We start from the raw sequence: 21,207 nt of genomic DNA on the forward strand, positions 1-21,207 counted from the left end.
GGGACGCCACGGGCGAGGTCATCGGATACGCCTCGCACAGCGACCGGGACTGGGCCCCACGCAACGACTTCTACACGAAGTACCGCGCCGACGAGGTCCTGTTCGCGCACTACCGGGCCACGGACGAAGGGGGTGCCGTACTCGACACCGACAGCGACACGGACTCCCCGGCCAACGAGGTCCCCTGGCAGGCCGACGCACCGGCACGGGATGCGAAGGAGCCGGTCAGGCCGCTGTTCTTCGACGCGCACGGCACCGAGAACGGCATCGAACTCCATGTGGTGGGCGAAAAGCCCCTGGTCGTCGACGGTGCCCGGTTCGCGCGTTTCATGGAGACGCTCAGGGACCCGGCGCAGCCCCCGGCTCCGGTCGTACTGGTCGCGTGCGAGACGGCGAAGATCCGCAGTGGCGACGGCGGGAGCGTGGCGACGGACGCGGCACGTGCCATACCCGGACGTCTCTGGTACGCGCCCGACACCGAGGTCGGCCATGTCAGACCGTCGAACGGCTCCGACGGCGTCAGGGGTGTGCTGGGTCTGCTCGCGGACCCCGTCGCACAGCGCCGCGGTGCGTGGATCGTGGCGGGAGAGTCACTCGAAACCGGCCCCGCCTTCGTCCCCGACACGCAGGGGGAACCGGTACCGCCCACCACCGCGTTCTCGGACATGATTTTCGAAACCCTCAACTCCGCCCCGCGGAACAGTGCGGAGCAGGTGATGTCCGACGACCTGGCGCAGAGCAGCCCGGAGGCCGAGCAGACAGAGCCCACACCACCGGCGCCCCACGAGGCCGACCGCTGGCCGACCTCTCGCGCGCCGGAGGGCGGCGACGTGGTGCCGTCGGCTTCACCCCCGTCGGGGGAGCCCTTCCATACGACCGCGGAGATCGCCTTCGGGGAGGGTTCGAAGCGACCCCGGGAAGACCAACTGACCAAGATCGAGGACTTCTCGGCTTCGGTCGCCGCCGAAGCGGTGCGCCGGGCCACCCACGACGAGAAGCCGCTCCGGGTTTACGTCGAAGGAGGCGGGAACGGCAGCAAATGGCAGTCGCTGCGCGGAATGTCGAGTGGAGCCGACTCCGGGTTGGAGCGTGCTCAGGCGGTGTGGAACGTGCTGCGCAGCCAATTGAACGAAGAAATCTCCCGGCTGCGGAGCGGAGATCCGGATACTCTGACCGCCACTTCCCTGCTCCAGGCTCCCCGGTCCCGGGGCCAGGGCGAGTCCGCTGCCCCGGTTCCCGAGACGCCCGTGGAGTCGCTGACCGCGGCGGAGGCTCGTGCGGCCCGTCGTACGGTCCGGATCTGGGCGGTGGCCGACGGGCCCGCACGCGTACTGCGGTTGCTGGCGCACGACCGGACGCAACTCGACGCCGACCGGCGCGAGGCGCTCATGGACTACGTCGACGAGTCTGTGAGGGGTGGCCAAGATGCCCGAGTCCGGCTCCTGCTGCGCCGATTGGAGCTCCAGAACCTTCACGTACTGCGCGGTGAGCTCGAATCGCGCTACGCGGAGCGGGTTGCCGAGATCACAACGCCCGCCGGTGCGCTCACCCCGGTGCCCAAGGACATTCACTTCTTCTGGATGGGCGAGGAGCCCAGCGCGGGGGCGTTGAACAACCTTGAGGCGTGGGCACGATCGGCCGGGGGCAGCTGGGAACAGCACCTGTGGACCGACGCGACGTACGCCGAGTGGAGCGGACCGGTGCGCACGCGTCTTGAGCAGATCGTCACCGTCCACCAGGATGCGCTTGATTCCCTGCGCATGACGGACCGGCCGCAAGTGCTCGAGGTCTACGAGACGGCTGTGGCGAATGGGGCATACAACCTGGCCTCCGACATCGCACGCTACGTGATCCTTGAGCGGCTCGGCGGGGTCTACGCCGACGTGGACCTGCATCCGGGAACCGTGGATCTGTCCTCGATGGAAGAGATCACCATGCGTTCGGGCGATCTTCCACTGCTCGCCCCGCGCGTGCGGGACATGGCCAGCGTCGCCGACGCGCTGGCCAGGGCAGGGGTGGACGCTCCCGCCGACCGGAACGAGCAAGTGGATCTGGCGGCGCGGCTTCGGTGGGACGCGGGAGTCCTCGGCAACCACCTCATCGTCGCGCCACCGGGATCGGAGTTCATCACCTCGCTCCTGGAGGCGATTCCCAAGAACTTCGCCGCCCTGCGGAAGCACATGGAGGTGTCCTCCGTGGATACGTCGCAGTTCCCCAAGGAGCTCAAGAACCTGGCACCGCAGATCAGTGGCCCCGCCATGATCGAGGACCGGATCCCCGGTGGCGAAAAGTTCCCTCCGCTCCAGCGGTTCGCCATGAAGGCGGGTGCGGAGGGTGTTGCCGAGTTCGATGGTTCCTCCTATCCGACATTCCAGCGGAAGGAGGCGATAGCGCTGTTCTCCCCCCGCGTGCTGGAGGCTTTCCAGGGAATCCACTGGGTCACCGCGGAAAGTGAGCGCCAGCTGGACGGACCGGTTGTCGAGCAGCCGACGGCAGGACCTTCGGTCAGCATGGCGCCGCCGCATGTTCCCGATAGCCCGTCAGATGGGCAGGTGCTGAGCCGTCCAGCTCGCCAGGTGCCCTTCCCCGCCGACCCCTCGACCTGGGTGGAGCGTCGGAAGGAAGTGCCGTCGGGGCATGTCGGGCGTCTGCATGTCGAGAGGTTCGACCCGGCCGTCGACGCCATGGGCCGCCACCGTGTTCCCGGCACGCTGGCCGGCTCGCAGACCCTGATGCGCGCCGAGGTCTCCCGCATCGAGGCCCACAACGGCACATGGGTGCGCGACCATGTCGTGACGCTCCCCGTCCGCCTGGCTGGCAGTGGCTTGTCCGAGCAGGATCTGGCCGGCCTTCGGGCAGGCGTCCAGGGCGCGCTGGACGAGCACTTCAACGCAGTCGGCTACGCGCTTCCGCGCTCCGGTGATCAGTTCAATGTCGAGCTGCGACTGGTCCATGACGACGATCACCCCGAGCATGTGATCGTGAGCCGGTCCGACAACCCCGGTCGTTCCGACCAGCGGCACTGGAACCTCGGGCCGGCCACCGAGGACCACAGGTATCTGCCGGTGATGATCCACGAGGTCTTGCACTATCTGGGCCTGCCCGACGAGTACCGGGACCGGGACTTCCTCTTCCGCCGGAACGCGGACAGCGTGGCCGTCCACACCGATGGCTTGATGGCCGACACCGCGCGCCTGGCGCCGCTGCCAGAGCGCTATCTGGCAGCCATCGAGGACACCGTCGACCGCAGCACCGTCTTCCACGACCACCCCCTCACCGCCCGGGGCGAGAACCCCGCGGTCCAGCGCGACCACCGCCCCACCACCGACCCGACCCTTGACCGCTGGCCCACGTCACGCTCACCCGGTACCCCCGCTGACGCTCCGACGACGGCAACGCCGGGCACGCTCCCGACCGATGGCCGCGGTGTCGGGGACAGCGAGATCATCGACAATTGGCGGGCTCTGTCGACGCTGCCGCGGGCGCGGCGCTCCAACGCTCTGCGGAGCATCGATACGGCTGTCCACGAGTGGGCGAACGGCGGCCGGCAGCTGCCTGGTGCCCATGACACCAACCAGCGTCAGTTGGATGCCATCCTCGATGCCGTGGAAGCGTGGAAGTCGGGCAAGAACGGCCCCAGCGACCGTGCCGAGGCGGTCGACCGCCTCACCGCGCACGTCCGGTCCGAGCGGGACGATCTGCACCAGCGCATCGCCGAGCGCGCGCACCAGGCACAACTTCTCGACCGGTACGCCCGTATCCATCCTGATGTGAGCGACTTCGCGAGCCGACGGGCGCCGGATCGGGTCGATCCTGCGAACAACACCACGCACGACATCTTCACTGGCGACCGCACCCACCACGGCGCTTTGTCGGACGATGCGCTCGACGCGGCCGATGAGCTCTCGCGCCAGCAGTTGGCGGCCAAGCGGGACCAAGCGGCGACTGGTGGGGTGACCGTCGAGGCGCGGGTGTCCGCCGATCGTGTAAGAGAGTTGATGGACAGCGCCCGCAACGACCTGACCCGCTCCACGCTCTACCCCGAACTCAACTCCTATCTCGACCGGGCCAACCAGGCCGAGGCACTCGACACCGGCTCCCACCTCGGGAACCTGACGCCTGTGGTCGAGGACGTCCACGGCACGCAGGTCACCGTCCACGGGGACCCCACGGACAGCCTCCGCGACGCTCGGATCGACAACTTCCGCAAGGCCGTGATCACAGTGCAGGAGGCCGGCTTCCACGTTCCCGATGTCGAACTGCACCTGCCCAAGTACGGCCGGTTCCTGGAAGTCCACAACGACCATGTCGCCGAGCGGAGCGGGGGCCGGCTACAGCGCGCCGAGTACCTCGCACCCAACGCGGTGATCGCGTCGCCCGATGTCGTCGGCAATCCGTTGACCAACAAGCTCGCCGACAAGCGGTACCGCTATCTCTCGACCGAGCTCGACCCCTCCGGCGTCGGCACGATGGTGCACGAACTGGGCCACTTCCTGCACTACGTCAACGCCCGGGCCCAGTACCACGATCTGGCCTTCACACAGTTCGCCGGCCGCAGCGGGCAGGACGGCGACGCCGTACCCCATCAGGCTCACGCCCTTGGGGTGAGCGCCTACGCCGCCGGCAACCCCCGCGAGTTCGTGGCGGAGGTCTTCACCGGGCTGGTGTACGGGAAGCCGTTCTCGCCCGAGGTCATGCGGATGTACCACGGGCTCGGGGGCCCCGACCCAACTCCACGGACGGACGTCAGGTCTCCTTCGGCCAGGTCTGCGGAGGCCTCCGGGTGATGCGTGACACCGACGGCCGGACGCTGGGCTACGCGTCACACACCCCGCTGCACTGGGCGCCCCGGGATGCCTCGCCCGATGTCGTCGGCTTCGCGCGTTCCATGGAGACGCTCAGGGACCCGGCGCAGCCCTCGGCTCCGGTCGTACTGGTCGCGTGCGAGACGGCGAAGATCCGCAGTGGCGACGGCGGGAGCGTGGTGACGGACGCGGCACGTGCCATACCCGGACGTCTCTGGTACGCGCCCGACACCGAGGTCGGCCACGCCGGACTGTCGAACGGCTCCGACGGCGTCAGGGGTGTGCTGGGTCTGCTCGCGGACCCCGTCGCACAGCGCCGCGGTGCGTGGATCGTGGCGGGGGAGCCACTCGAAGGTCACCGACAACATCGAAATGCTCGATACCCTGGAGGCCATGAAGTTGTCGGGCCCGGCGTCCTCGGGGCCGATCCCCCTGCTCCAGGTGCTCAATGTCCACCTGCGTGACGAGTTCGGGGTGATGAACCACATACGCGGCGAGTTCCCGCGGTTCCAGCGCCAGGGAAGGCACTTGCGCGACGCCATGGACTGGCTGACGGCCGAAAACGAGAACCAGGGTTACGAGCAGATGTGACATGCCGTCACATCGCCTGGTGCGGGCGGGTATCGAGTGCTCTCATCAGCAAACGAAGAGAATGAAGAGAATCAATGACAGGGAAAGAGGGGCGACCTGTGAAGCGAGAGCGGTCCAGCGAGGAGAGTGAGTCCGGCAACGGCCGGGGCGGGGCCTCGGGCGGAACGGTTCCGGACAGTTCGCAGGGCGCGGTTCCCGGGAGCATAGGCGCCCCGTCCGCGCCCTCGTCCCGCACGGTGACAGAGGGCGGGGGCACTTCGGTCACCGGCGGCAAGGACGGCGGCGCGCGGACACCGACCTCGTCGAAGTCCGGCCCGGAGGAGGCCGAGGAACCCGCGGCCCAGACCCCGGCGGTGGTGCACGCGGCCGGGGTCTCCATCGGCAGGACCACGTCCGAGCCCGAGGAACAACCGGGCGGTGAGGACTCGGCGGTTGCCCAGGAAGAGGCGGCACCGACGGCCGGAGAGACCGCGGTGGTGGCCACCACCGCCACCACCACTGCTGCGGGCACTGCCTCCGCGGCCTCGTCGGGTGTCGCGGAGAGCACCGCCAGGAAGACGGCCGAGGCGAGCACGTCGTCGTCCGCCACGGCCGCCGCGGAATCGACGCCCGCGGGTGGGCCCTCCGCATCCAGGGAGACAGCTTCCACGGAGACCGCGACGGAGCCGGCTGTCGCTGCCTCGACGGCGGGTTCCACCGCGGCGGCCGTCGCGGCCGGTCGGGCCACCGCCACGGCCGCCGTCTCCGCCGCGGCTTCGTCCAGCCCTCCCGGCGGTGCCGCGGCGGGGGAGGGCGGTGCCCCGGAGCGCCCCGGCCGGCTGTCGCGCCCGATGGTGGTCGCGGCCGCCTTCGCCGGTGCGCTGCTTCTCGCGACCCCGTTCGTCGTGGCGGGCGCCCAGAAGGACGAAGCCGAGCCCGAGAGCCGCGAAGCGGCGGCGGCATGGAAGGAGGACGGCCGGGCCGGTGGTTACGTACCGGGCACCGACCCCGACAGCCCCGAGGGCAAGCGGGCCGCCGGTGGCGACAAGCCGGGTGCTACCCCGGCCCGGGGTGACAAGGGCCCCGTCGGTGACGTACGCGCGGACACGGGGGACGGGCGGAAGCCCGCGGGCGGGTCGGCCGAGGCGGAGACCAAGGGCGCCAAGGGCAGCAAGGGCAGCAAGGGCAGCACCACGGGCACGGCCGACAAGACGGAGAAGAGCGGTTCCGGCGACAAGGCCCCCGCCGGCACGGGCTCGGACACTCCCGCCAAGGCCCCCTCGGCCGGTTCGGCGCCCAAGTCGGCACCCGCCGTGGTGTACAGCGGCGTGTCCGGACCGGAGTGCCCCACCCAGCGCTTCCAGAAGTCGGGTTACTACAGCGACGGCAAGGAGGGCTGGGCCACCCACAGCGGTGGCTTCGGCGGCTACGGCTGCGCGGGGAAGTACCTTTCCATGCCCATGTCCGGCAGTTCCTCCAAGGACTCGGGCGGATCGGCGACCTGGCTGTTCGACCTGCCCGCCACCGCCAGGAAGTGCAGCATCTCCGTCCACGTGCCCGGGAGTTCCGACATCGTGCGGGTCGGTGGCAACCCGAGCTACTACACCGTGTACGACCGGTTCCTGCCCAGGACCAGCAACCTGGTCGGCTCCTACTACGTCCGCCAACAGGAGCGTCGCGGCACCTGGTACAACGTGCCGGGCACCTTCTCCGTCGACGCCAAGAAGCTCTCCGTGCAACTGCACGACCGGGGCGAGGACAACAACTACGAGCACCACGCGATATCCGCGCTGAAGGTGACCTGCACCGGCTGAGAAACCGGCTCGGACACCACTGAGAAACCGGCTGCGTAACCGGCCGGCGGACCGGTCCGCCCGCGCCCCGCGCAACGTACGAACGCGGCAGGCGCCCCGATCTCCAGGAGGCCTTCACCTCCGTGATCAGGACACCTGCCGCACTCGTGCCGCTGTGGTGCCACGGGCTCCCCCGGCCGTGTTCAGTTCCCGCCGCGTTCCGCCGCGCTCCTGGCCGGCACGGTGTCCGGTCCGGCGACGTTGCGGTCGCCCGCCCTCAGCACTCCGGCCCCCAGGATCAGACCGAACGCGGGCACCGTCACCAGGCCGAACGACACGACGAGTGACGTGGCCTCGGCGAGCGAGCCGATCACCGACGGGGCGATGAGCACCGAGGTGTACGTGATGGTGGCCACGACCGCGATGGCCTGGCTCGGGTTCGGCCCGCTGCACCCGGCCGCGGCAAAGGCCAGCGGCACCACGACCGCCACGCCGAGACCCAGCAGCCCGAAGCCGCACAGCGCCACCGCCGGGTCGGGCGACAGCACGACCAGCAGTCCTTCGACGGCCGCCGGCACACCGCCGACCCGCACCGTCCGTACCGCCCCGAACCGGTCGACGATCCGGGCCTGACGGCAGTCGCGCGGAGGCGGGGAGCACTGCACTACCCGTCCGATCCGCCCCGAATGCCGAAGTTCAACTCCGCGTAGTCAGCACCAAGTCAGCACGGGACAGGTGATCAGGGGTGCTGACATGCGGTTTCATGTCAGCGCCAAACCAGCACGGGAGGCAGCACCTCGGCACTGAACCGTGCCGAACAACGCAACTCGGACAGACGCCTGCCGGCCTTCAGTACGGTCCTCGAAGCAGTCTCGACGTGCCTGTCATGGTGGCCCCGCGCACACCCGGCCCGAGAACTATGGTGTCCCGCCACATGTGCCTCTGACCTGCCCATTCCTACGGTGTGGCGACACGAAACCGTCCCCGCCAACGTCCGGAAGTGGTGTTCATGGCTGCCTCGGCATCCGCCCCGCCGACCGCCCGCTCGCTCAAGCGCATCGTCGCCGCGAGCCTCATCGGCACCACCATCGAGTGGTACGACAACTCATCGGATCAGCGCTACGACCTGCAGTTTTCCCGGACAGCGACACGAAAGTCAGCACCGAACCAGCACCGGAAAAAGACGTGCTGGGCGTGGCCGGGAAATCAGGCTGAACTCGGCCCTGATCGCGGCGCCCTCGCGTCCGAGTGCCCATCACTGAACGTAGCCGTAGGCGCAGAGCTAACCATTCAGTCCGGGTCAACCTGACGTCGCCTGGGGCAATCAGGCGACTTGTTCGGAGTCCTGCAAAGTCCAGCGATCGTGCGGGGTCAGGGGGTGCCCGATGGGTCGCCGTGGGTATCCTCAGGCTTCCTGCGGGTACCAGCGCAGTTCCACGGTGTTGTCGTCCGGGTCCTGCACATAGAGGGAGACCGCGGTGCCCTGCGCGCCGAAGCGCTTGCCGGGACCGCCCAGCACCGTGAAGACGCCGGAAGTCTACCGAGTACCGAGAACGTTCTTCTGTCCGGCCAGGGTGCGGCAGTTGTGACGCCTGCCCCCGCGCAGGACAATGGAGACATCCGGCGATGAGGCTCGCCGTAAGCGCGCCACCACGGCGCTGATGGCCTCTGCGTGATCCCGTTCTTCTGGCATTACGGGAGGTGGGGGGCGGTGCCTCGTATCACCGTCGCAGTCGAATCGACCATCTGGTCTTCCATCGGCAGGCACGACGGTCCGGTGTCGGACGAGTCCGATGCGACGGGTCGCAGCGGCTGGCCTGTGGGCAAGGGGTGCGTCGAGGACACCCTGGACACGGACGGCCGCCCTATCCAGACCATGGTCCTGATGCAGGAGCCGGCACTGCCGGGGGACGAGATAGCGGCCTGGCCCGAGGCGGCCGACGGCATGCCCGAGGGCGCGAAGTTCGAGACCTTCGCCTCTCTGGACCGGATACTCGGCCTGGAACTCATACGCGAGATCGGGCGCGTTCCACTGCCCGAAGCGGGGTGAGACCGTGTCCAGGTCTGTTCCGGCCCGGCTGATCGTGCTGCGGCACGCCAAGTCGGCTTGGCCGGACGGTGTACCCGATCAGGAACGCCCGCTCGCGGGCCGGGGCCGCCGGGACGCCCCTGCGGCCGGACGCTGGTTGCACGAGGCACACTGCGTGCCCGACCTGGTCATCTGCTCGACCGCCCGGCGTACCCGGGAGACGTGGGGTCTGGTCGCGGCCCAACTGGACGCGTCGCCGGAGGTGGTGTTCGAGCCGCGGGCGTATGAGGCGAGCGCGTCCGCCCTGGTCGCCCTCGTGCGCGAAGTCCCTGAGCGGCGGCGGACCGTGTTGCTGATCGGCCACCAGCCCGGCGTGCAGGACGTGGTCCTGTCCCTGGTGGGAGGCGGGGACGACGAGGCACTTGCGCGGGCCCGCGAGAAGTTCCCGACCTCCGCTGTCGCGGTATTGGTGCTGCCGGGCACATGGGCCCAGCTCGCGCCGGGCACAGCGGCGCTCGCTGATTTCGCCGTCCCCCGCGGCTTCACCGCCACGCGTTGAGGACACCCGCCCCAGCAGCCCGAACAGCAGGACGCCGACGACGATGCGGTAGATGACGAAGGCGCCGAAGGAGTGCTTGGCAACGAGGTGTAGCCCGCGTCCGTGATCGACTCCACCAGCACGGTGAGCACGTCCTCAGGGCGGTCGATGTCCGGGGCGAAGCGGCCCTCCCCTCTTGTCCACGGTCGCGCAGGGCTACACGAGATGCCGAAGGCGCGGTCTACAGCCGGCGAAGTGAGGTGAGTTGGGCGCCGGTGCCCCGGCAGGCGAGGCAATGCGGGGTGGACTGTGGCGGAGGTAACGGGGTCCGCGTCGTCGGTGTCCAGTTTGGAACCGATCACCAGGAGGTTCTTAGCGTATCCGTCAGTGGCCGGGGTGGTCAGGGCACGGCGGCCGCCGTGTTGGTGTCGGCGGGGGTGTCGTGCAGGCCGAGTCGCAGGTGTTCCACGTGATAGAGGGCCTGTTCGAGGAGTTCGGCCACACGTGGTTGTCGTACAGGCTGTAGATGATGGAGCGGCCCCGCCGCTCGCCGGTGACCAGGTCGAGGTTGCGCAGCAGGCGGACTGCTCCATGCCCACCGCGTCAGCGAGTTCACCGGCCGCGCACGGCCCCTCCTGAAGGCGGGCAAGGATGTACAGCCTCGACGGCGGACGTGGCGGCACCGCGGCCGGGAATGCCGGAACCCGAGTGGGCCCAGTTCGCCGGTCGGCGCCGGACATGAGCCGGCCACCCTCGCACGGCGGACGACGGCAATGACGGCCGGTCAGCTCAGCCGCGTCGGCGCGACAGCGCAGTCGTCGCCACTGAGTTGTGCACCGTGAAAGCAATCGTGCCCGGCAGAAAGCGGTCGTCCGACCACATCAACGGTCTGCCCGCCTGGTCCGTGGCCCGCCGCCGCTCCCGCATCAGCGGCGCGTCCGGAGCACAGCCGAGGAGGCGCGCGTCGTCGGCATCGGCGTAGACGAGGTCAATGGTGTGTTCCGTGTCCGCGAACACCACTCCCTCCTCCGCCAGTGGATCGGTGTGCGAGATCGCGTGGGGATCCAGGCGCTCGATCAGGGCGCCGATCCGCTCGGGGTAGAGAGTCCTCTCGATCATGATTGGAACACGCGACAGCGTCCGCAGCCGGAGCACCCGGTGTATCTGCGACCCCGGAGCGAGGCTGAGCTGCTCGCATTCCAACGGTTCTGCGGGACGGCGTTCGATGTCGATCGTGCGGCTGCCCGGTTCCTCTCCGAGCGAGCGTGCCCATCGGGTGAAACTCAGCAACTCGAAAAAACTCTGCGTACGTGCGGTGCCGAGCACGACGCGGCGCGTGCCACGTCGGGAAGTGACCAGGCCGTTGGTGCGCAGCACGGCCAGCGCCTGACGGACGGTGCCGCGTGAGACGCCGTACTGCTGGGCGAGCTTCTCCTCGCTGGGCAGCCGGCCGTCCGACCCGTAGGCGCCGGCAACTATGGCCTCGCGCAGGTCAGCCGCCAGCCGCCGGTACCGGGCTCCGGTGGTGCCGCCCCCCGCGACCGTCATTCCGCTCTCCTTCTCCCTCAGCCGCCCATCGCCGCTGCTGTGGAACGTGAGCCTATCCGCTCCCGAACGTGGCTCACCGATCAGGCCCCTCCCGCCGCACAGCCCGCGATCTCTTCCCGAGAGGCTTCTCCGTGCGTTCGCCGGCGTTCATCTTCCGTACACCGCCTCCCGAGGTAATGAGTCAAGTTGTACAGCCAACTTATTCCACTGGGAGATTCCATTGAGACTGCACCGCTTTCCCTCGGCAGGCCTTTTCTGTGTCCTTGCCGCGGCCGCGCTGGGACTCAGCGCATGCGGCCTGACCAGTGCAGATGGGGCAAGCGATAGCGGGAGCAAGGCCGCGACCGCCGTCTCGGCACAGGATGCCGGCGGCCTCGACGCTCTCGTCGCAGCCGCGAAGAAGGAGGGCAAGTTGAACACCATCGCCCTTCCTCGGGACTGGGCGAACTACGGCGAGATCATCGACACCTTCGAGAAGAAGTACGGGATCAAGGTCGAGGTCGAGAACCCCGACGCCTCCAGCCAGGACGAGATCGCCGCAGTCACCTCCCGCAAGGGACAGGACCGGTCTCCGGACGTCATCGACGTGGGCAGCGCCTTCGCCATCAGCGCGGCCCAGCAGAACCTGCTGGCGCAGTACCGCGTCTCCGCCTTCGACCAGATCCCGAAGGAGCAGAAGGACGCTCAGGCACGCTGGTACAACGACTTCGGCGGCTACGTCTCGATCGGTTGTGACGCGGCCCGCGTCAAGAAGTGCCCCAAGACCTTCGCCGACCTGCTCGATCCGCAGTACAAGGGCCAGATCGCGCTGACCGGCAATCCGACGAAGTCCGGCTCGGCCTTCGGTGCCGTATACGCGGCGGCACTCGCCAACAAGGGCTCCTTCGACGACATCAAGCCCGGCCTGGACTTCTTCGCCCGCCTGAAGAATTCCGGCAACTTCAATCCTGTCGAGTCGAGCCCTGCGACCATCCAGAAGGGTGAGACGCCGATCAGCATCAACTGGGACTACCTCAACGCCGGATACGTCGACGACCTCCGCGCCAAGGGCGTCGACTGGAAGGTGAGCGTCCCGGCCGACGGCGTGTACGCCCAGTACTACTCGCAGGCCATCGTGAAGTGGGCACCGCACCCGGCCGCTGCCCGCTTGTGGCAGGAGTTCCTCTACAGCCCCGAAGGCCAGAACCTGTGGGTCAAGGGCCACGCCCGCCCCGTGCTGATGCCCTCGATGCAGAAGGCCGGCACGCTCGACACCACCGTCGCCGCCAAGCTCCCGCAGGCACCCGGCGGCAAGACCGCCTTCCCGACGGAGGATCAGGTCAGCAAGGCCAAGCAGGACGTCGTCCAGGGCTGGGGCCGGGGCGCCGGCGAATGAGTACCCTCCAAACAGTCGCCAGAGGCGACAACCCGACCCGCTCCTCCGGAAGCAGTACTCGTGCGGGTGCCGCCCGGCGGTGGCGCCTTCCTCGCTCGGCAGGCTGGCTGGGTGCCGTGCCGCTGCTCCTCTTCGCCGCCTTGGTGTTCGGCCTGCCCGCCGGGACGATGGTGTTCGGCGCGCTCACGACGCCCGAAACTGTGCCCGGCGGGGCCCGCTTCACCGGCGCGAACATGAGCGCCTCACTGCACGGCCCCTACCTGACCGCGCTCATCGGAAGCGTCAAGCTCTCCGCCGTCTCCGCGCTGATCGCCGCGGTCGTCGGTCTGCCGGTCGCCCACGCGGTCGTGACCTCGCGATTCCGCGCGCTGCGCGAGGCGGTACTGGCCGGGGCGGGCGTACTGGCGAACTTCGGCGGTGTGCCACTCGCATTCGCTTTCGTGGCGACGCTCGGCAACGCCGGGGTGCTGACGACCCGCTTCCACCTGCTCGGCCACGGCTGGAATCTGTACAGCTTCTGGGGCCTGACCCTGGTCTACCTCTACTTCCTGATTCCGCTCATGGTCCTCACGCTCGCCCCCGCTCTGGAGGGACTGCGGCGGCAGTGGCGCGAGGCCGCCCACAACAACGGCGCAAGCACCTTCCGGTACTGGATGCACGTCGCCCTGCCGATTCTCATGCCATCGCTGCTCGGCGGCTATGTCTTGCTGTTCGGCACCGCGTTCAGTGCGTACGCGACGGCCGCCGCGATGGTCGGCAGCTCGGTACCGCTGGTCACCATGCAGATCGCGGACGCGCTGTCCGGCAACGTCCTGGTCGGCCAGGACAACGTAGCCCTGGCGCTCGGCGTCGACATGGTGCTGGTCGCGGGGCTTGTCATGGCCGTCCAGGTGCCGTTGCAGCGTAGGAGCACACGATGGCTCGCTTGAACAGGACCGGATACGGGCGCAGCGCCGTACTGCTGCTCACCGGTGCGTACTTCCTCGTCCCGATCGCATGCGCCATCGCCTTCAGCATCGGAATCGGCGCCCCCCGCCAGGCCCTGGGCTTCGAGGCATACACCGGCATCTTCGGCGCCGACGGCTTCACCGACAGCCTCACTCTGACCCTGAAACTGGCCACGGCCACCATCGCGCTGGTTCTGGTGCTGCTCATGCCCGCCTTGGTCACGGTGCGGCTGGCCGCGCCGCGTCTACGCACACTCGTCGAGATCGTGTGCATGCTGCCGCTGGTCGTACCCGCTGTCGCCCTGGTCGCCGGCATCAGCGCGGTGCTGCGCTGGGGACCGGACCACTTTGCCGGCACCCCGCTCTTCCAAGCCATGGTCGCGCTCCAGAACCCGCAGTTCCCCATGGTTCTGGTGCTCGCCTACACGCTGATGGCGCTGCCGCTGGCGTACCGCACACTCGACGCCGGGTTCGCCGCCATCGACCTGCGCGTGCTCGTCGAGGCTGCACGGTCCTGCGGGGCGCCGTGGCCGCGCACCCTCATCCATGTCGTGCTGCCCAACCTTCGCGGGGCGCTGCTCAACACGGCGTTCCTGACCCTCGCACTCGTCCTCGGCGAGTACACCGTCGCCGCGGTCCTCGGCTATCAGCCGTTCGCCGTGTGGATCGTCGCCACCAGCGGCTCGCAGGCGCAGATGTCGGTGGCCGTCTCGATGGTCGGCCTCCTCGTCACCTGGATGCTGCTGCTGATGATCAGTGCCGCCGGACGTACTCGCCGCCCCAAGGAGAACTCATGACCGACCTTCTCACCGATCCCGAAACCGTCAGGCCGACGCGGACCGGTTCAACCGTGGAGTTCCGTGGGCTGCGCCGCGCCTTCGGCACCACGACGGCGCTGGACGGACTGGACCTTGAAGTCCGCCCCGGCGAACTCCTGGCACTGCTCGGCCCGTCCGGCTGCGGAAAGACCACCGCATTGCGCACGGTCGCCGGCTTCGAGCGGCCCGACACGGGCAAAGTGCTCGTGGACGGCGAGGACATCACGCGTGTTCCCGCACACCGCCGCGAGGCGGGCATGGTGTTCCAGTCGTACAGCCTCTTTCCGCACATGACAGCCATCGACAACGTCGCCTTCGGGCTGCGGATGAGCGGGACGGGCAAAGCCGCGCGGCGGGCCCGCGCCGCGGAACTTCTGGAGCTGGTCGGGCTGGCGAACCACGCCGCCCGCTTCCCGCGCCAGCTCTCCGGAGGCCAGCAGCAGCGCATCGCGCTGGCCCGGGCTCTGGCACTGCGGCCACGCGTACTGCTGCTCGACGAACCGCTGTCCGCGCTCGACGCGCAGGTGCGGCTGGCGCTGCGCGAGGAGATCCGTCGCCTCCAACAACAACTGGGCATCACGACACTGTTCGTGACACACGACCAGGAGGAGGCCCTCTCCATGGCCGACCGGGTCGCCGTGATGCGAGCCGGGAGACTGGAGCAGTGTGCGCCTCCTGCAGAGCTGTACGAACGCCCTGCGACCGCGTTCGTCGCCAATTTCGTGGGGGTGATGAGCCGGATACCGGCCCGGCCGGGGGCGGACGGCACGACCGTGGGCGCGTTCGGCCGCACGCTACCGGTCCACGGGACGCTACCGGGCCCCGTCGGGACCGACGGTGGAAGTGGCGAGGTGGACGTACTGGTACGCCCGGAAGCGATCGGGGTCACGGCGGACGGCGATGGCACGTCCCAGATCGTGGGCGCGACATTCCTGGGCGCGACGACGAGGCTGACCGTACGGCTGGCCGGAGGCGCGGAGGTGATGGCGGACGTGGCGACTCACTCGACGGCCGGACTCCCTGTCGGTGCCATGGTGACGCTGACCCTTCCGGACCGCCCGGTGCTGGTGGATCGCCACAGCTGGGGAAACGGCGGTCGCGGTGGAAGCTGACTGCTCCGGCCGATTCTCGATCCGACCACGCCGTACAAAGCCGTCGTTTCAGACGAACCAACCGACCTGTCCGGCCTTCGACGCAGGGAGCCTCCGCTTCCGCCCGTTCGCCACGCACCGGAGAAACTCCTCATGAACCATCGCAGGGCCACACCCGGCCTTCCCTCTGCCGTGCTGTTCGACATGGACGGCACACTCGTCGACACCGAGCGGCTGTGGTGGGCGGCCGTGGAACAGGTGGCAGACGGGATCGGGCGGCAACTGACCGACGCCGACACGCATCATGTGCTGGGCCGGCCGGCCGCACACACCGCAGCTCACCTGCACCGTACCGGCGGCCCGGCGGTCCCCGCCCCTGACGTGCTCGCCATCGAACTGGATGCGGCGTTCGCCGCCCGAGTCGCCTGCGAGGTCGTCCCGCGACCGGGCGCGCTGCGCCTGCTGGACGAACTGGCCGCGGCCGGGGTCCCCACGGCGATCGTCTCCGCGTCGCCGCGCCATGTCGTCGACCTCGTGCGCAAGGCCCTGGGCGAGGAGCGGTTCGCGTTGACAATCGCCGTCGAGGACACGGTCCACACCAAGCCGGCGCCTGATCCGTACCTCGCCGCGGCCGCAGCCCTCGGCGTCGATCCGCGCGCCTGCGTAGTCGTCGAAGACACGCCCACGGGTGTCGCCGCGGCCGAGGCCGCCGGGTGCATGGTGCTGGTCGTGCCCTCCACCGTACCGATCCCGTCCGCAGCACGGCGGACGGTCCTCGACTCCCTGGAGCGGGTCGATGTGCCCCTGCTCGTATCCCTGTTCACGTCCGCGGAAAGGAACTGACCCCATGGACGACATCCGCCACGTCGTGATCCTCATGCAGGAGAACCGCAGTTTCGACCACTACTTCGGCACGCTGAACGGCGTGCGCGGGTTCGACGACCGTCAGGCTCTGACGTTCCCGAACGGCGACAGCGTCTTCCGTCAGCCCGCCCTCTCCCGGACCGACGGCGGCTTCCTGCTGCCCTACCGGATGGACTCCACGAAGTTCAACGCGCAGAACGCCGACGGCCTGCCGCACGACTGGGAATCCGGTCACGATGCCAACAACAACGGCGCGATGAACCGCTGGACATCGGCCAAGGGTGAGCAGAGCATGGGCTACCTCACCCGTGAGGACATTCCCTACCAGTACGCGCTGGCCGACGCGTTCACACTCTGCGACGCCTACTTCTGCTCACTGGCCGGACCCACCAGTCCCAACCGCCTCTACCTGTGGACCGGCACCGTCGGCCCGGGCCGGGACGGCACGACCGGCCCGTGGATCGACAACACCCCGCTTCCCGACAACCCGGTCTGCGACTGGACCACCTACGCAGAACGCTTGTCGGCCGCCAACGTCACCTGGCGCGTTTACCACACTCCCGGACTGGACGAGCGCCACGGCAACTACGAGGACAACGCCCTGGAGTACTTCGCCCGGTTCCACACCTTCGACAAGGACGACCCGCGCTACATCAATGCGATGACGAAGTGGGACCTGTCGGCGTTCGACGCCCACTGCAAGGACGGCACGCTGCCGACAGTGTCCTGGCTGGTCTCTCCGTATCTCTTCTGCGAACACCCGACCGCTAGCCCCGCCTACGGCGCCCACTGGGTCCACACCGCCCTTCAGTCGGTCTTCGCCAACCCGGACGTGTGGCGGCACACCGTCTTCCTCGTCATGTACGACGAGAACGACGGCTACTTCGACCACATGGTGCCGCCGTCCCCGCCCGCCGCGACCCCCGAGGAGTTCGTGGACGGGCAGCCGATCGGGCTGGGCAACCGCGTCCCCCTGTGGGTGATATCACCGTGGTCGCGCGGCGGCTGGGTCAATTCCCAGGTCTTCGACCACACCTCCGTCCTGCGTTTCCTGGAACTCGTCACCGGCGTGCGGGAACCCAACATCTCGGAGTGGCGTCGCGCTGTATGCGGCGACCTCACCAGTTGCTTCGACTTCGCCCTGCCCGACTTCTCGATCCCCGTACTGCCAAACACCCACGCGCTGGTGGAGCAGGCCGACGCGGCGGTGGAACTGCCACCGGTGGAGCTCCCGGCACCGGGCACACAGGTCATGCCGACACAGGAACCGGGCGGTGCGCGTCCGCACCGGGCGCTGCCGTACCGCCCATGGGCCGACGTCGCTGTGGACAGCGCCACCGGCAAGGTCACCTGCACACTCGCCAACGAAGGAACGGTCTCCTTCCACTTCACGGTGTTCCCGAACATCGCGCGGCCGTTCGCCGGTACGCCGTTCACTGTCGCGCCGCACAGCACTGCCACCTACGTGTGGGATGCCGTACGCACGGGCGGGCGCTACGACTTCACCGTTCACGGCGCCGACGGCTTCGTCTGCCGATTCGCCGGAACGGTGACCGCAGTCGATCAGAACGACGCTGCCGCTCCTCGGGTGACAGGGGTCCTGCGGGGCGGCAAGCCGGAGAACGCCTCGGTCGAGTTGCTGCTGGCCAACGACGGCGGTTCGGAGGTGTGCTTCACCGTCGCCCCGAACGACTTCGGCGACACGGAACACACGCAACTGCTCGGCCCGCGCGAGAAGGTGGTCCTGAACTGGCCCACGGACAGCGGGCGGTACGACATCACCGTCACGGCGGACGGAGGCACGGGCTTCGCCCGGCGGTACGCGGGGACAGTGCACGCGGCCCCGAACACGATTGCGGCTGATGTCTCGTGATCCGTTGATTCCAGCACGCTCGCTCCGCCCGATCACCGAAGTCGACACCGCAGCGACGGCGCACCGGGAGGCCAAGCAGCTCTCCCTCTCCCTGCTCTACTGGCTCCAGACCGAAGCCCCCCGCCCCGACGGCGGCACCGGATTCCCCGGCCTCCGGCTCCGCCATGATGTCGTCGGCACCACCGAGAACCACGTCTCCCGCGCCGTCGTCGACGAGCGCGGCAGGCCCCGCCCCCCGGACTCCGTCGGCATCGGCTCGTACCGCATCGACCTGCGCGCCTCGGCCGAGCAGGTAGCTGGCGTGCTCGCGCTGGGTGTGCATGGCGTCGCTGTTCACGACCACGCCCGCCAGATCGGCGAGGGTCTCCAGCAGTGGCTGGAAGCAGGTGATCTCGTTGGTCTTCTCGAAGCCCACCAGGCCAGAAAGACCACCGCCGTGGACCCTGCGATCCAGGCTGCCATCGAGCAGCGGAACCAGGAGCAGGCCAGGGAGCCGGAGAAGCTGTTCGGCGATGGCTGCCAGGCGCTCGAAGAACTGCACTGGGCGAGCGCGCGACGGTGGTTCACGTGCAGTCCGTGGTGCTTCGGGCGTTCCGGTTCACGCTGGACTCGACCTCTGCTCAGGAAGAAGCGCTTCTCCGTCATGCGGGTCCCGGAACACGTCGCGCTTTACCCTGCGTACGAAACCGGGGGTACGTATTCTTTCTTGATCATCCGGCACCGCCGATGAAGCGCACCTCCGGGTACTGGGGAGACGGTCCTTCGAGGACCGGGGCGCGACGGCCGCGCAGGTGAAGGTCGAAGTAGGCGAGCAGGAAGCGCCGCTGGACGTCGATGCCGCGTGTCCCGTCGAGCGGGCCTATGAACTCGGCCAGCTGTTCGTCGGTCGCTCCGAGCCGCGCGGCGGCCTGTGGCATGAACGTCTCGTAGTCCGTGTACGAGAAGTGCCGGGTACCGGTCAGCCGGAGGTGGCGGCGCCAGCCTCGCAGCCGCGGCCAGATCTCCGCCCAGCTCGGATTGCTGTCCGCGTCCTCGCTCATCAGGAGGAACGGTTTGCGCAGCCCCTGGGTAACCACCGGACCGAAGAGACTGCCGTCGAGGTTCGCGCCTGCTGCGATCGGCACCCCTGCCGCCATCGCCGAGGCCGCGGTCGCACCACCCAGGGAGTGGCCGAGCATAGCGGTCCTGGACAGGTCGAGGATGTCGCCGAGCCCGTGCGGGAGCGGACCCCGGCGGCCCCGAACGCGCCGCGACAACTCCTCCAGTACGAAACGGGTGTCGGCCACCCGCACTTCGACCGCCTTGAGGATCGTCGGGTCGTCGTCCTCCCCCGTGAGAGGTGGCATCGCGTACTTCTCGACCCGGCCGCCAGGGAACTCGACCTGCCCGGCGTCATATGTGTGGTCGATGGTGACCACGACGTATCCGTGGCTGACGAGTTCCTCGACCAGCGCAGTGCTGGAGCTGCGGTGCTGACCGTGCCCATGGGAGCAGAGGATCACCGGACGCCGACCCCCACGCGTGTCCGCCGCTGCCCCGATACGGGCGTGCGTGTCCGGCAGCGTGACGTACTCGGGAAGGAGATACCCCGTCTGCTGGAAGACCTTGGCGGCCTGTCCGGTCATCCATGGCGCCCTGGGCAGGCCGGCGGCTGAGCGTGCGGGGTACCAGAGCTGAACCATCAGCTCCCGAACCGGCCTTGCAGCGATCCAGGGGTCCCGGCGGCTCCGGTCGCTGAGATGCAGCGCCACGGTGCCGAGGGCATGGGGACCGCTCGGTCGCGGAAGGACGAGCCGTACAGGCGGCTGGACATCACCCGGCGTCCGGCGGAGCGACGATGCGACGGCGGGGGTGCCGAAGGCGGCGGTCACACCGAGTCCCGCGGCGAACGCGGTGCCCGTGGTCACCATCCGCCTCCTGCTGATCCCGGTGGTCCTGCTGGTCCTGGGGGTGCTGCTCGGTGGGAACGAGGCCGGACGCTGCATGGCGATCTCCTTCGCGGTTGGTACACGCGGTGCGCAGGCACGTGGTGCCCTACCGGAAGGTTAGGAGCCGTGCTGTCGGCGGACTGCTGTGTTTTCTCATCGTTTTCGCTGACATTTGTCACTCGCCGTCGTCGCACGGGGGGAGTTCGGGCATGCGCGTAGCGGCAGACAAGCAGGAGACGGCCGCCGCGAATGCCGGTGGTGGCCGACCGGAGCCGGTCAGGGGCGCTCGGATGCCTCGAAGCCGATCCGGTTCAGCTGGCTGCGGGCGATGGCCCGCGTTGGAGATACCGTCAGCGGCAGCCAGGACGACCTCGGCTCGCTGGATGCGCCGCAGCGGGGCGGAGCGCGAGTGGGGCAACTGCTCCAGGACCGCCCGCTGGTTCTTGTCCCAGACCACCGTGAACGGGCTGTGCGCCGGCATGACCCCACCCCTGGGTGTCGCCCACCGGCCGGAATGCGTCAGCTGTCGGGGTACCAGATGGTGCTGCGCAGGTCGGCGCCCCGTACGAGCTGGATCCGCCAGGGATCGATACGGATCACGTGGTACTGGGGATCAGTGGGGCCTCCGCGCCAGTACTGGGCCGGGTCGTAACCCAATCCCGGCAGACTGCCCTTGACGTACAGATCCCAGGCGTGGTGTCTGGACTCCTCGTCCTCGGCCCAGGCGGAGACGCTGTCCACGAAAGCGGCGTTCTGGCGGGGGCTCCAGTACGCGTACGTGGTGTGCGGGTTGCCCGCCAGGTGGGCCGTCTTGACGGGGGTCTTGTAGGCGGCGAGCCAGCCGACCGGGTGGCCGTCGACGACTTCCCAGACGGGGAACAGCACGCGGGCCCGGGGGCGGTTCTTCCGGTCGACGGTGATCATCGTGGCGTACTTGATGTCGCGGACATAGGCGAAGAAGGTGTCCTGAATATCGGAGAAGGCACCGGCTTTGGCGGCCATGAAGGCTCCTTGCGGGGGCGGGGCAG

Annotated in this window: 16 protein-coding genes, 5 pseudogenes and 1 riboswitch; of the genes and pseudogenes, 13 read left to right on the forward strand and 8 right to left on the reverse strand. The window is 68.9% G+C overall.

Going from position 1 to position 21,207, the window contains the following annotated elements; genetic code table 11:
- The coding region (locus tag ACIPEK_RS36650; RefSeq protein WP_402005419.1) for a glycosyltransferase at positions 1 to 4,787 on the forward strand (4,787 nt) is incomplete at its 5' end.
- Between the two features lie 28 nt (positions 4,788 to 4,815).
- Here ACIPEK_RS36650 and ACIPEK_RS36655 read toward each other — a convergent pair.
- Entirely contained in the window at positions 4,816 to 5,007 is a 192-nt protein-coding gene (locus ACIPEK_RS36655; protein WP_402005422.1) for a hypothetical protein, read from the reverse strand.
- A gap of 170 nt (positions 5,008 to 5,177) precedes the next feature.
- Here ACIPEK_RS36655 and ACIPEK_RS36660 point away from each other — a divergent pair, with 170 nt between their 5' ends.
- Positions 5,178 to 5,396, forward strand: coding sequence for a hypothetical protein (locus tag ACIPEK_RS36660; protein ID WP_402005425.1), 219 nt, complete (start codon positions 5,178 to 5,180; stop codon positions 5,394 to 5,396).
- A gap of 98 nt (positions 5,397 to 5,494) precedes the next feature.
- Complete coding sequence (locus tag ACIPEK_RS36665; RefSeq protein WP_402005428.1) at positions 5,495 to 7,189, forward strand: hypothetical protein; 1,695 nt, start codon at positions 5,495 to 5,497, stop codon at positions 7,187 to 7,189.
- A gap of 182 nt (positions 7,190 to 7,371) precedes the next feature.
- Here the strand turns inward: ACIPEK_RS36665 and ACIPEK_RS36670 are convergent.
- Positions 7,372 to 7,794: pseudogene (locus tag ACIPEK_RS36670) on the reverse strand (MFS transporter); the annotation flags it as partial.
- A 374-nt stretch (positions 7,795 to 8,168) separates the two neighbouring features.
- On the opposite strand from ACIPEK_RS36670, the gene ACIPEK_RS36675 reads away from it, so the two are divergent.
- Positions 8,169 to 8,477, forward strand: coding sequence for a hypothetical protein (locus ACIPEK_RS36675; protein WP_402005504.1), 309 nt, complete (start codon positions 8,169 to 8,171; stop codon positions 8,475 to 8,477).
- Positions 8,478 to 8,573: 96 nt separating this feature from the next.
- Here ACIPEK_RS36675 and ACIPEK_RS36680 read toward each other — a convergent pair.
- Positions 8,574 to 8,702, reverse strand: a pseudogene (locus ACIPEK_RS36680) (VOC family virulence protein); the annotation flags it as partial.
- Between the two features lie 79 nt (positions 8,703 to 8,781).
- A riboswitch (Fluoride riboswitch) is annotated at positions 8,782 to 8,846 on the forward strand.
- A 33-nt stretch (positions 8,847 to 8,879) separates the two neighbouring features.
- Between ACIPEK_RS36680 and ACIPEK_RS36685 the strand changes: the two are divergent.
- Positions 8,880 to 9,218, forward strand: coding sequence for a hypothetical protein (locus ACIPEK_RS36685; protein ID WP_402005431.1), 339 nt, complete (start codon positions 8,880 to 8,882; stop codon positions 9,216 to 9,218).
- 4 nt (positions 9,219 to 9,222) lie between these two features.
- Complete coding sequence (locus tag ACIPEK_RS36690) at positions 9,223 to 9,756, forward strand: SixA phosphatase family protein (RefSeq protein WP_402005434.1); 534 nt, start codon at positions 9,223 to 9,225, stop codon at positions 9,754 to 9,756.
- A 9-nt stretch (positions 9,757 to 9,765) separates the two neighbouring features.
- Here the strand turns inward: ACIPEK_RS36690 and ACIPEK_RS36695 are convergent.
- The 3 genes and pseudogenes from ACIPEK_RS36695 to ACIPEK_RS36705 form a co-directional block, all read right to left on the reverse strand.
- Positions 9,766 to 9,849: pseudogene (locus ACIPEK_RS36695) on the reverse strand (undecaprenyl-diphosphatase); the annotation flags it as partial.
- Positions 9,850 to 10,135: 286 nt separating this feature from the next.
- Positions 10,136 to 10,475: pseudogene (locus ACIPEK_RS36700) on the reverse strand (ArsR/SmtB family transcription factor).
- Between the two features lie 49 nt (positions 10,476 to 10,524).
- A complete protein-coding gene (locus tag ACIPEK_RS36705; protein ID WP_402005437.1) occupies positions 10,525 to 11,283 on the reverse strand; it encodes a GntR family transcriptional regulator in 759 nt (252 codons plus the stop codon).
- 214 nt (positions 11,284 to 11,497) lie between these two features.
- On the opposite strand from ACIPEK_RS36705, the gene ACIPEK_RS36710 reads away from it, so the two are divergent.
- The 7 genes and pseudogenes from ACIPEK_RS36710 to ACIPEK_RS36740 all read left to right on the forward strand — a co-directional run.
- Complete coding sequence (locus ACIPEK_RS36710) at positions 11,498 to 12,658, forward strand: ABC transporter substrate-binding protein (RefSeq protein ID WP_402005496.1); 1,161 nt, start codon at positions 11,498 to 11,500, stop codon at positions 12,656 to 12,658.
- On the forward strand, positions 12,655 to 13,587 hold the full coding sequence (locus tag ACIPEK_RS36715) for an ABC transporter permease (protein ID WP_371666192.1): 933 nt from the start codon (positions 12,655 to 12,657) through the stop codon (positions 13,585 to 13,587). Before ACIPEK_RS36710 ends, ACIPEK_RS36715 begins: the two co-directional genes overlap by 4 nt.
- A complete protein-coding gene (locus tag ACIPEK_RS36720) occupies positions 13,575 to 14,402 on the forward strand; it encodes an ABC transporter permease (protein ID WP_402005440.1) in 828 nt (275 codons plus the stop codon). The genes ACIPEK_RS36715 and ACIPEK_RS36720 overlap by 13 nt, the downstream gene beginning before the upstream one ends.
- Positions 14,399 to 15,535, forward strand: coding sequence for an ABC transporter ATP-binding protein (locus tag ACIPEK_RS36725; RefSeq protein WP_402005443.1), 1,137 nt, complete (start codon positions 14,399 to 14,401; stop codon positions 15,533 to 15,535). Before ACIPEK_RS36720 ends, ACIPEK_RS36725 begins: the two co-directional genes overlap by 4 nt.
- A 132-nt stretch (positions 15,536 to 15,667) precedes the next feature.
- On the forward strand, positions 15,668 to 16,357 hold the full coding sequence (locus ACIPEK_RS36730; protein ID WP_402005445.1) for an HAD family hydrolase: 690 nt from the start codon (positions 15,668 to 15,670) through the stop codon (positions 16,355 to 16,357).
- 4 nt (positions 16,358 to 16,361) lie between these two features.
- Positions 16,362 to 18,251 carry a phosphocholine-specific phospholipase C gene (locus ACIPEK_RS36735; RefSeq protein ID WP_402005447.1) on the forward strand — a complete coding sequence of 630 codons (1,890 nt, stop codon included), beginning with the start codon at positions 16,362 to 16,364 and terminating at the stop codon, positions 18,249 to 18,251.
- Positions 18,252 to 18,297: 46 nt separating this feature from the next.
- Positions 18,298 to 18,534 (forward strand): annotated as a pseudogene (locus tag ACIPEK_RS36740) (FAD-dependent oxidoreductase); the annotation flags it as partial.
- Positions 18,535 to 18,961: 427 nt separating this feature from the next.
- On the opposite strand, the gene ACIPEK_RS36745 reads toward ACIPEK_RS36740, so the two are convergent.
- Positions 18,962 to 20,236, reverse strand: a complete 1,275-nt coding sequence (locus ACIPEK_RS36745) for an alpha/beta hydrolase family protein (RefSeq protein ID WP_402005449.1) — start codon at positions 20,234 to 20,236, stop codon at positions 18,962 to 18,964.
- Positions 20,237 to 20,698: 462 nt separating this feature from the next.
- On the reverse strand, positions 20,699 to 21,181 hold the full coding sequence (locus ACIPEK_RS36750; RefSeq protein ID WP_402005451.1) for a pyridoxamine 5'-phosphate oxidase family protein: 483 nt from the start codon (positions 21,179 to 21,181) through the stop codon (positions 20,699 to 20,701).
- Between the last annotated feature and the right edge of the window lie 26 nt (positions 21,182 to 21,207).

This window comes from Streptomyces sp. NPDC088246 (assembly GCF_044741025.1).
Taxonomy (GTDB): Bacteria; Actinomycetota; Actinomycetes; order Streptomycetales; family Streptomycetaceae; genus Streptomyces.

Bases quoted from the DNA above. Each gene is read 5' to 3' on its own strand.
- ACIPEK_RS36745 (WP_402005449.1), bottom strand. From the start codon at position 20,236: ATGCAGCGTCCGGCCTCGTTCCCACCGAGCAGCACCCCCAGGACCAGC.
- ACIPEK_RS36705 (WP_402005437.1), bottom strand. From the start codon at position 11,283: ATGACGGTCGCGGGGGGCGGCACCACCGGAGCCCGGTACCGGCGGCTG.
- ACIPEK_RS36660 (WP_402005425.1), top strand. From the start codon at position 5,178: ATGCTCGATACCCTGGAGGCCATGAAGTTGTCGGGCCCGGCGTCCTCG.
- ACIPEK_RS36725 (WP_402005443.1), top strand. From the start codon at position 14,399: ATGACCGACCTTCTCACCGATCCCGAAACCGTCAGGCCGACGCGGACC.
- ACIPEK_RS36735 (WP_402005447.1), top strand. From the start codon at position 16,362: ATGGACGACATCCGCCACGTCGTGATCCTCATGCAGGAGAACCGCAGT.
- ACIPEK_RS36720 (WP_402005440.1), top strand. From the start codon at position 13,575: ATGGCTCGCTTGAACAGGACCGGATACGGGCGCAGCGCCGTACTGCTG.
- ACIPEK_RS36715 (WP_371666192.1), top strand. From the start codon at position 12,655: ATGAGTACCCTCCAAACAGTCGCCAGAGGCGACAACCCGACCCGCTCC.
- ACIPEK_RS36655 (WP_402005422.1), bottom strand. From the start codon at position 5,007: ATGGCACGTGCCGCGTCCGTCACCACGCTCCCGCCGTCGCCACTGCGG.
- ACIPEK_RS36750 (WP_402005451.1), bottom strand. From the start codon at position 21,181: ATGGCCGCCAAAGCCGGTGCCTTCTCCGATATTCAGGACACCTTCTTC.
- ACIPEK_RS36730 (WP_402005445.1), top strand. From the start codon at position 15,668: ATGAACCATCGCAGGGCCACACCCGGCCTTCCCTCTGCCGTGCTGTTC.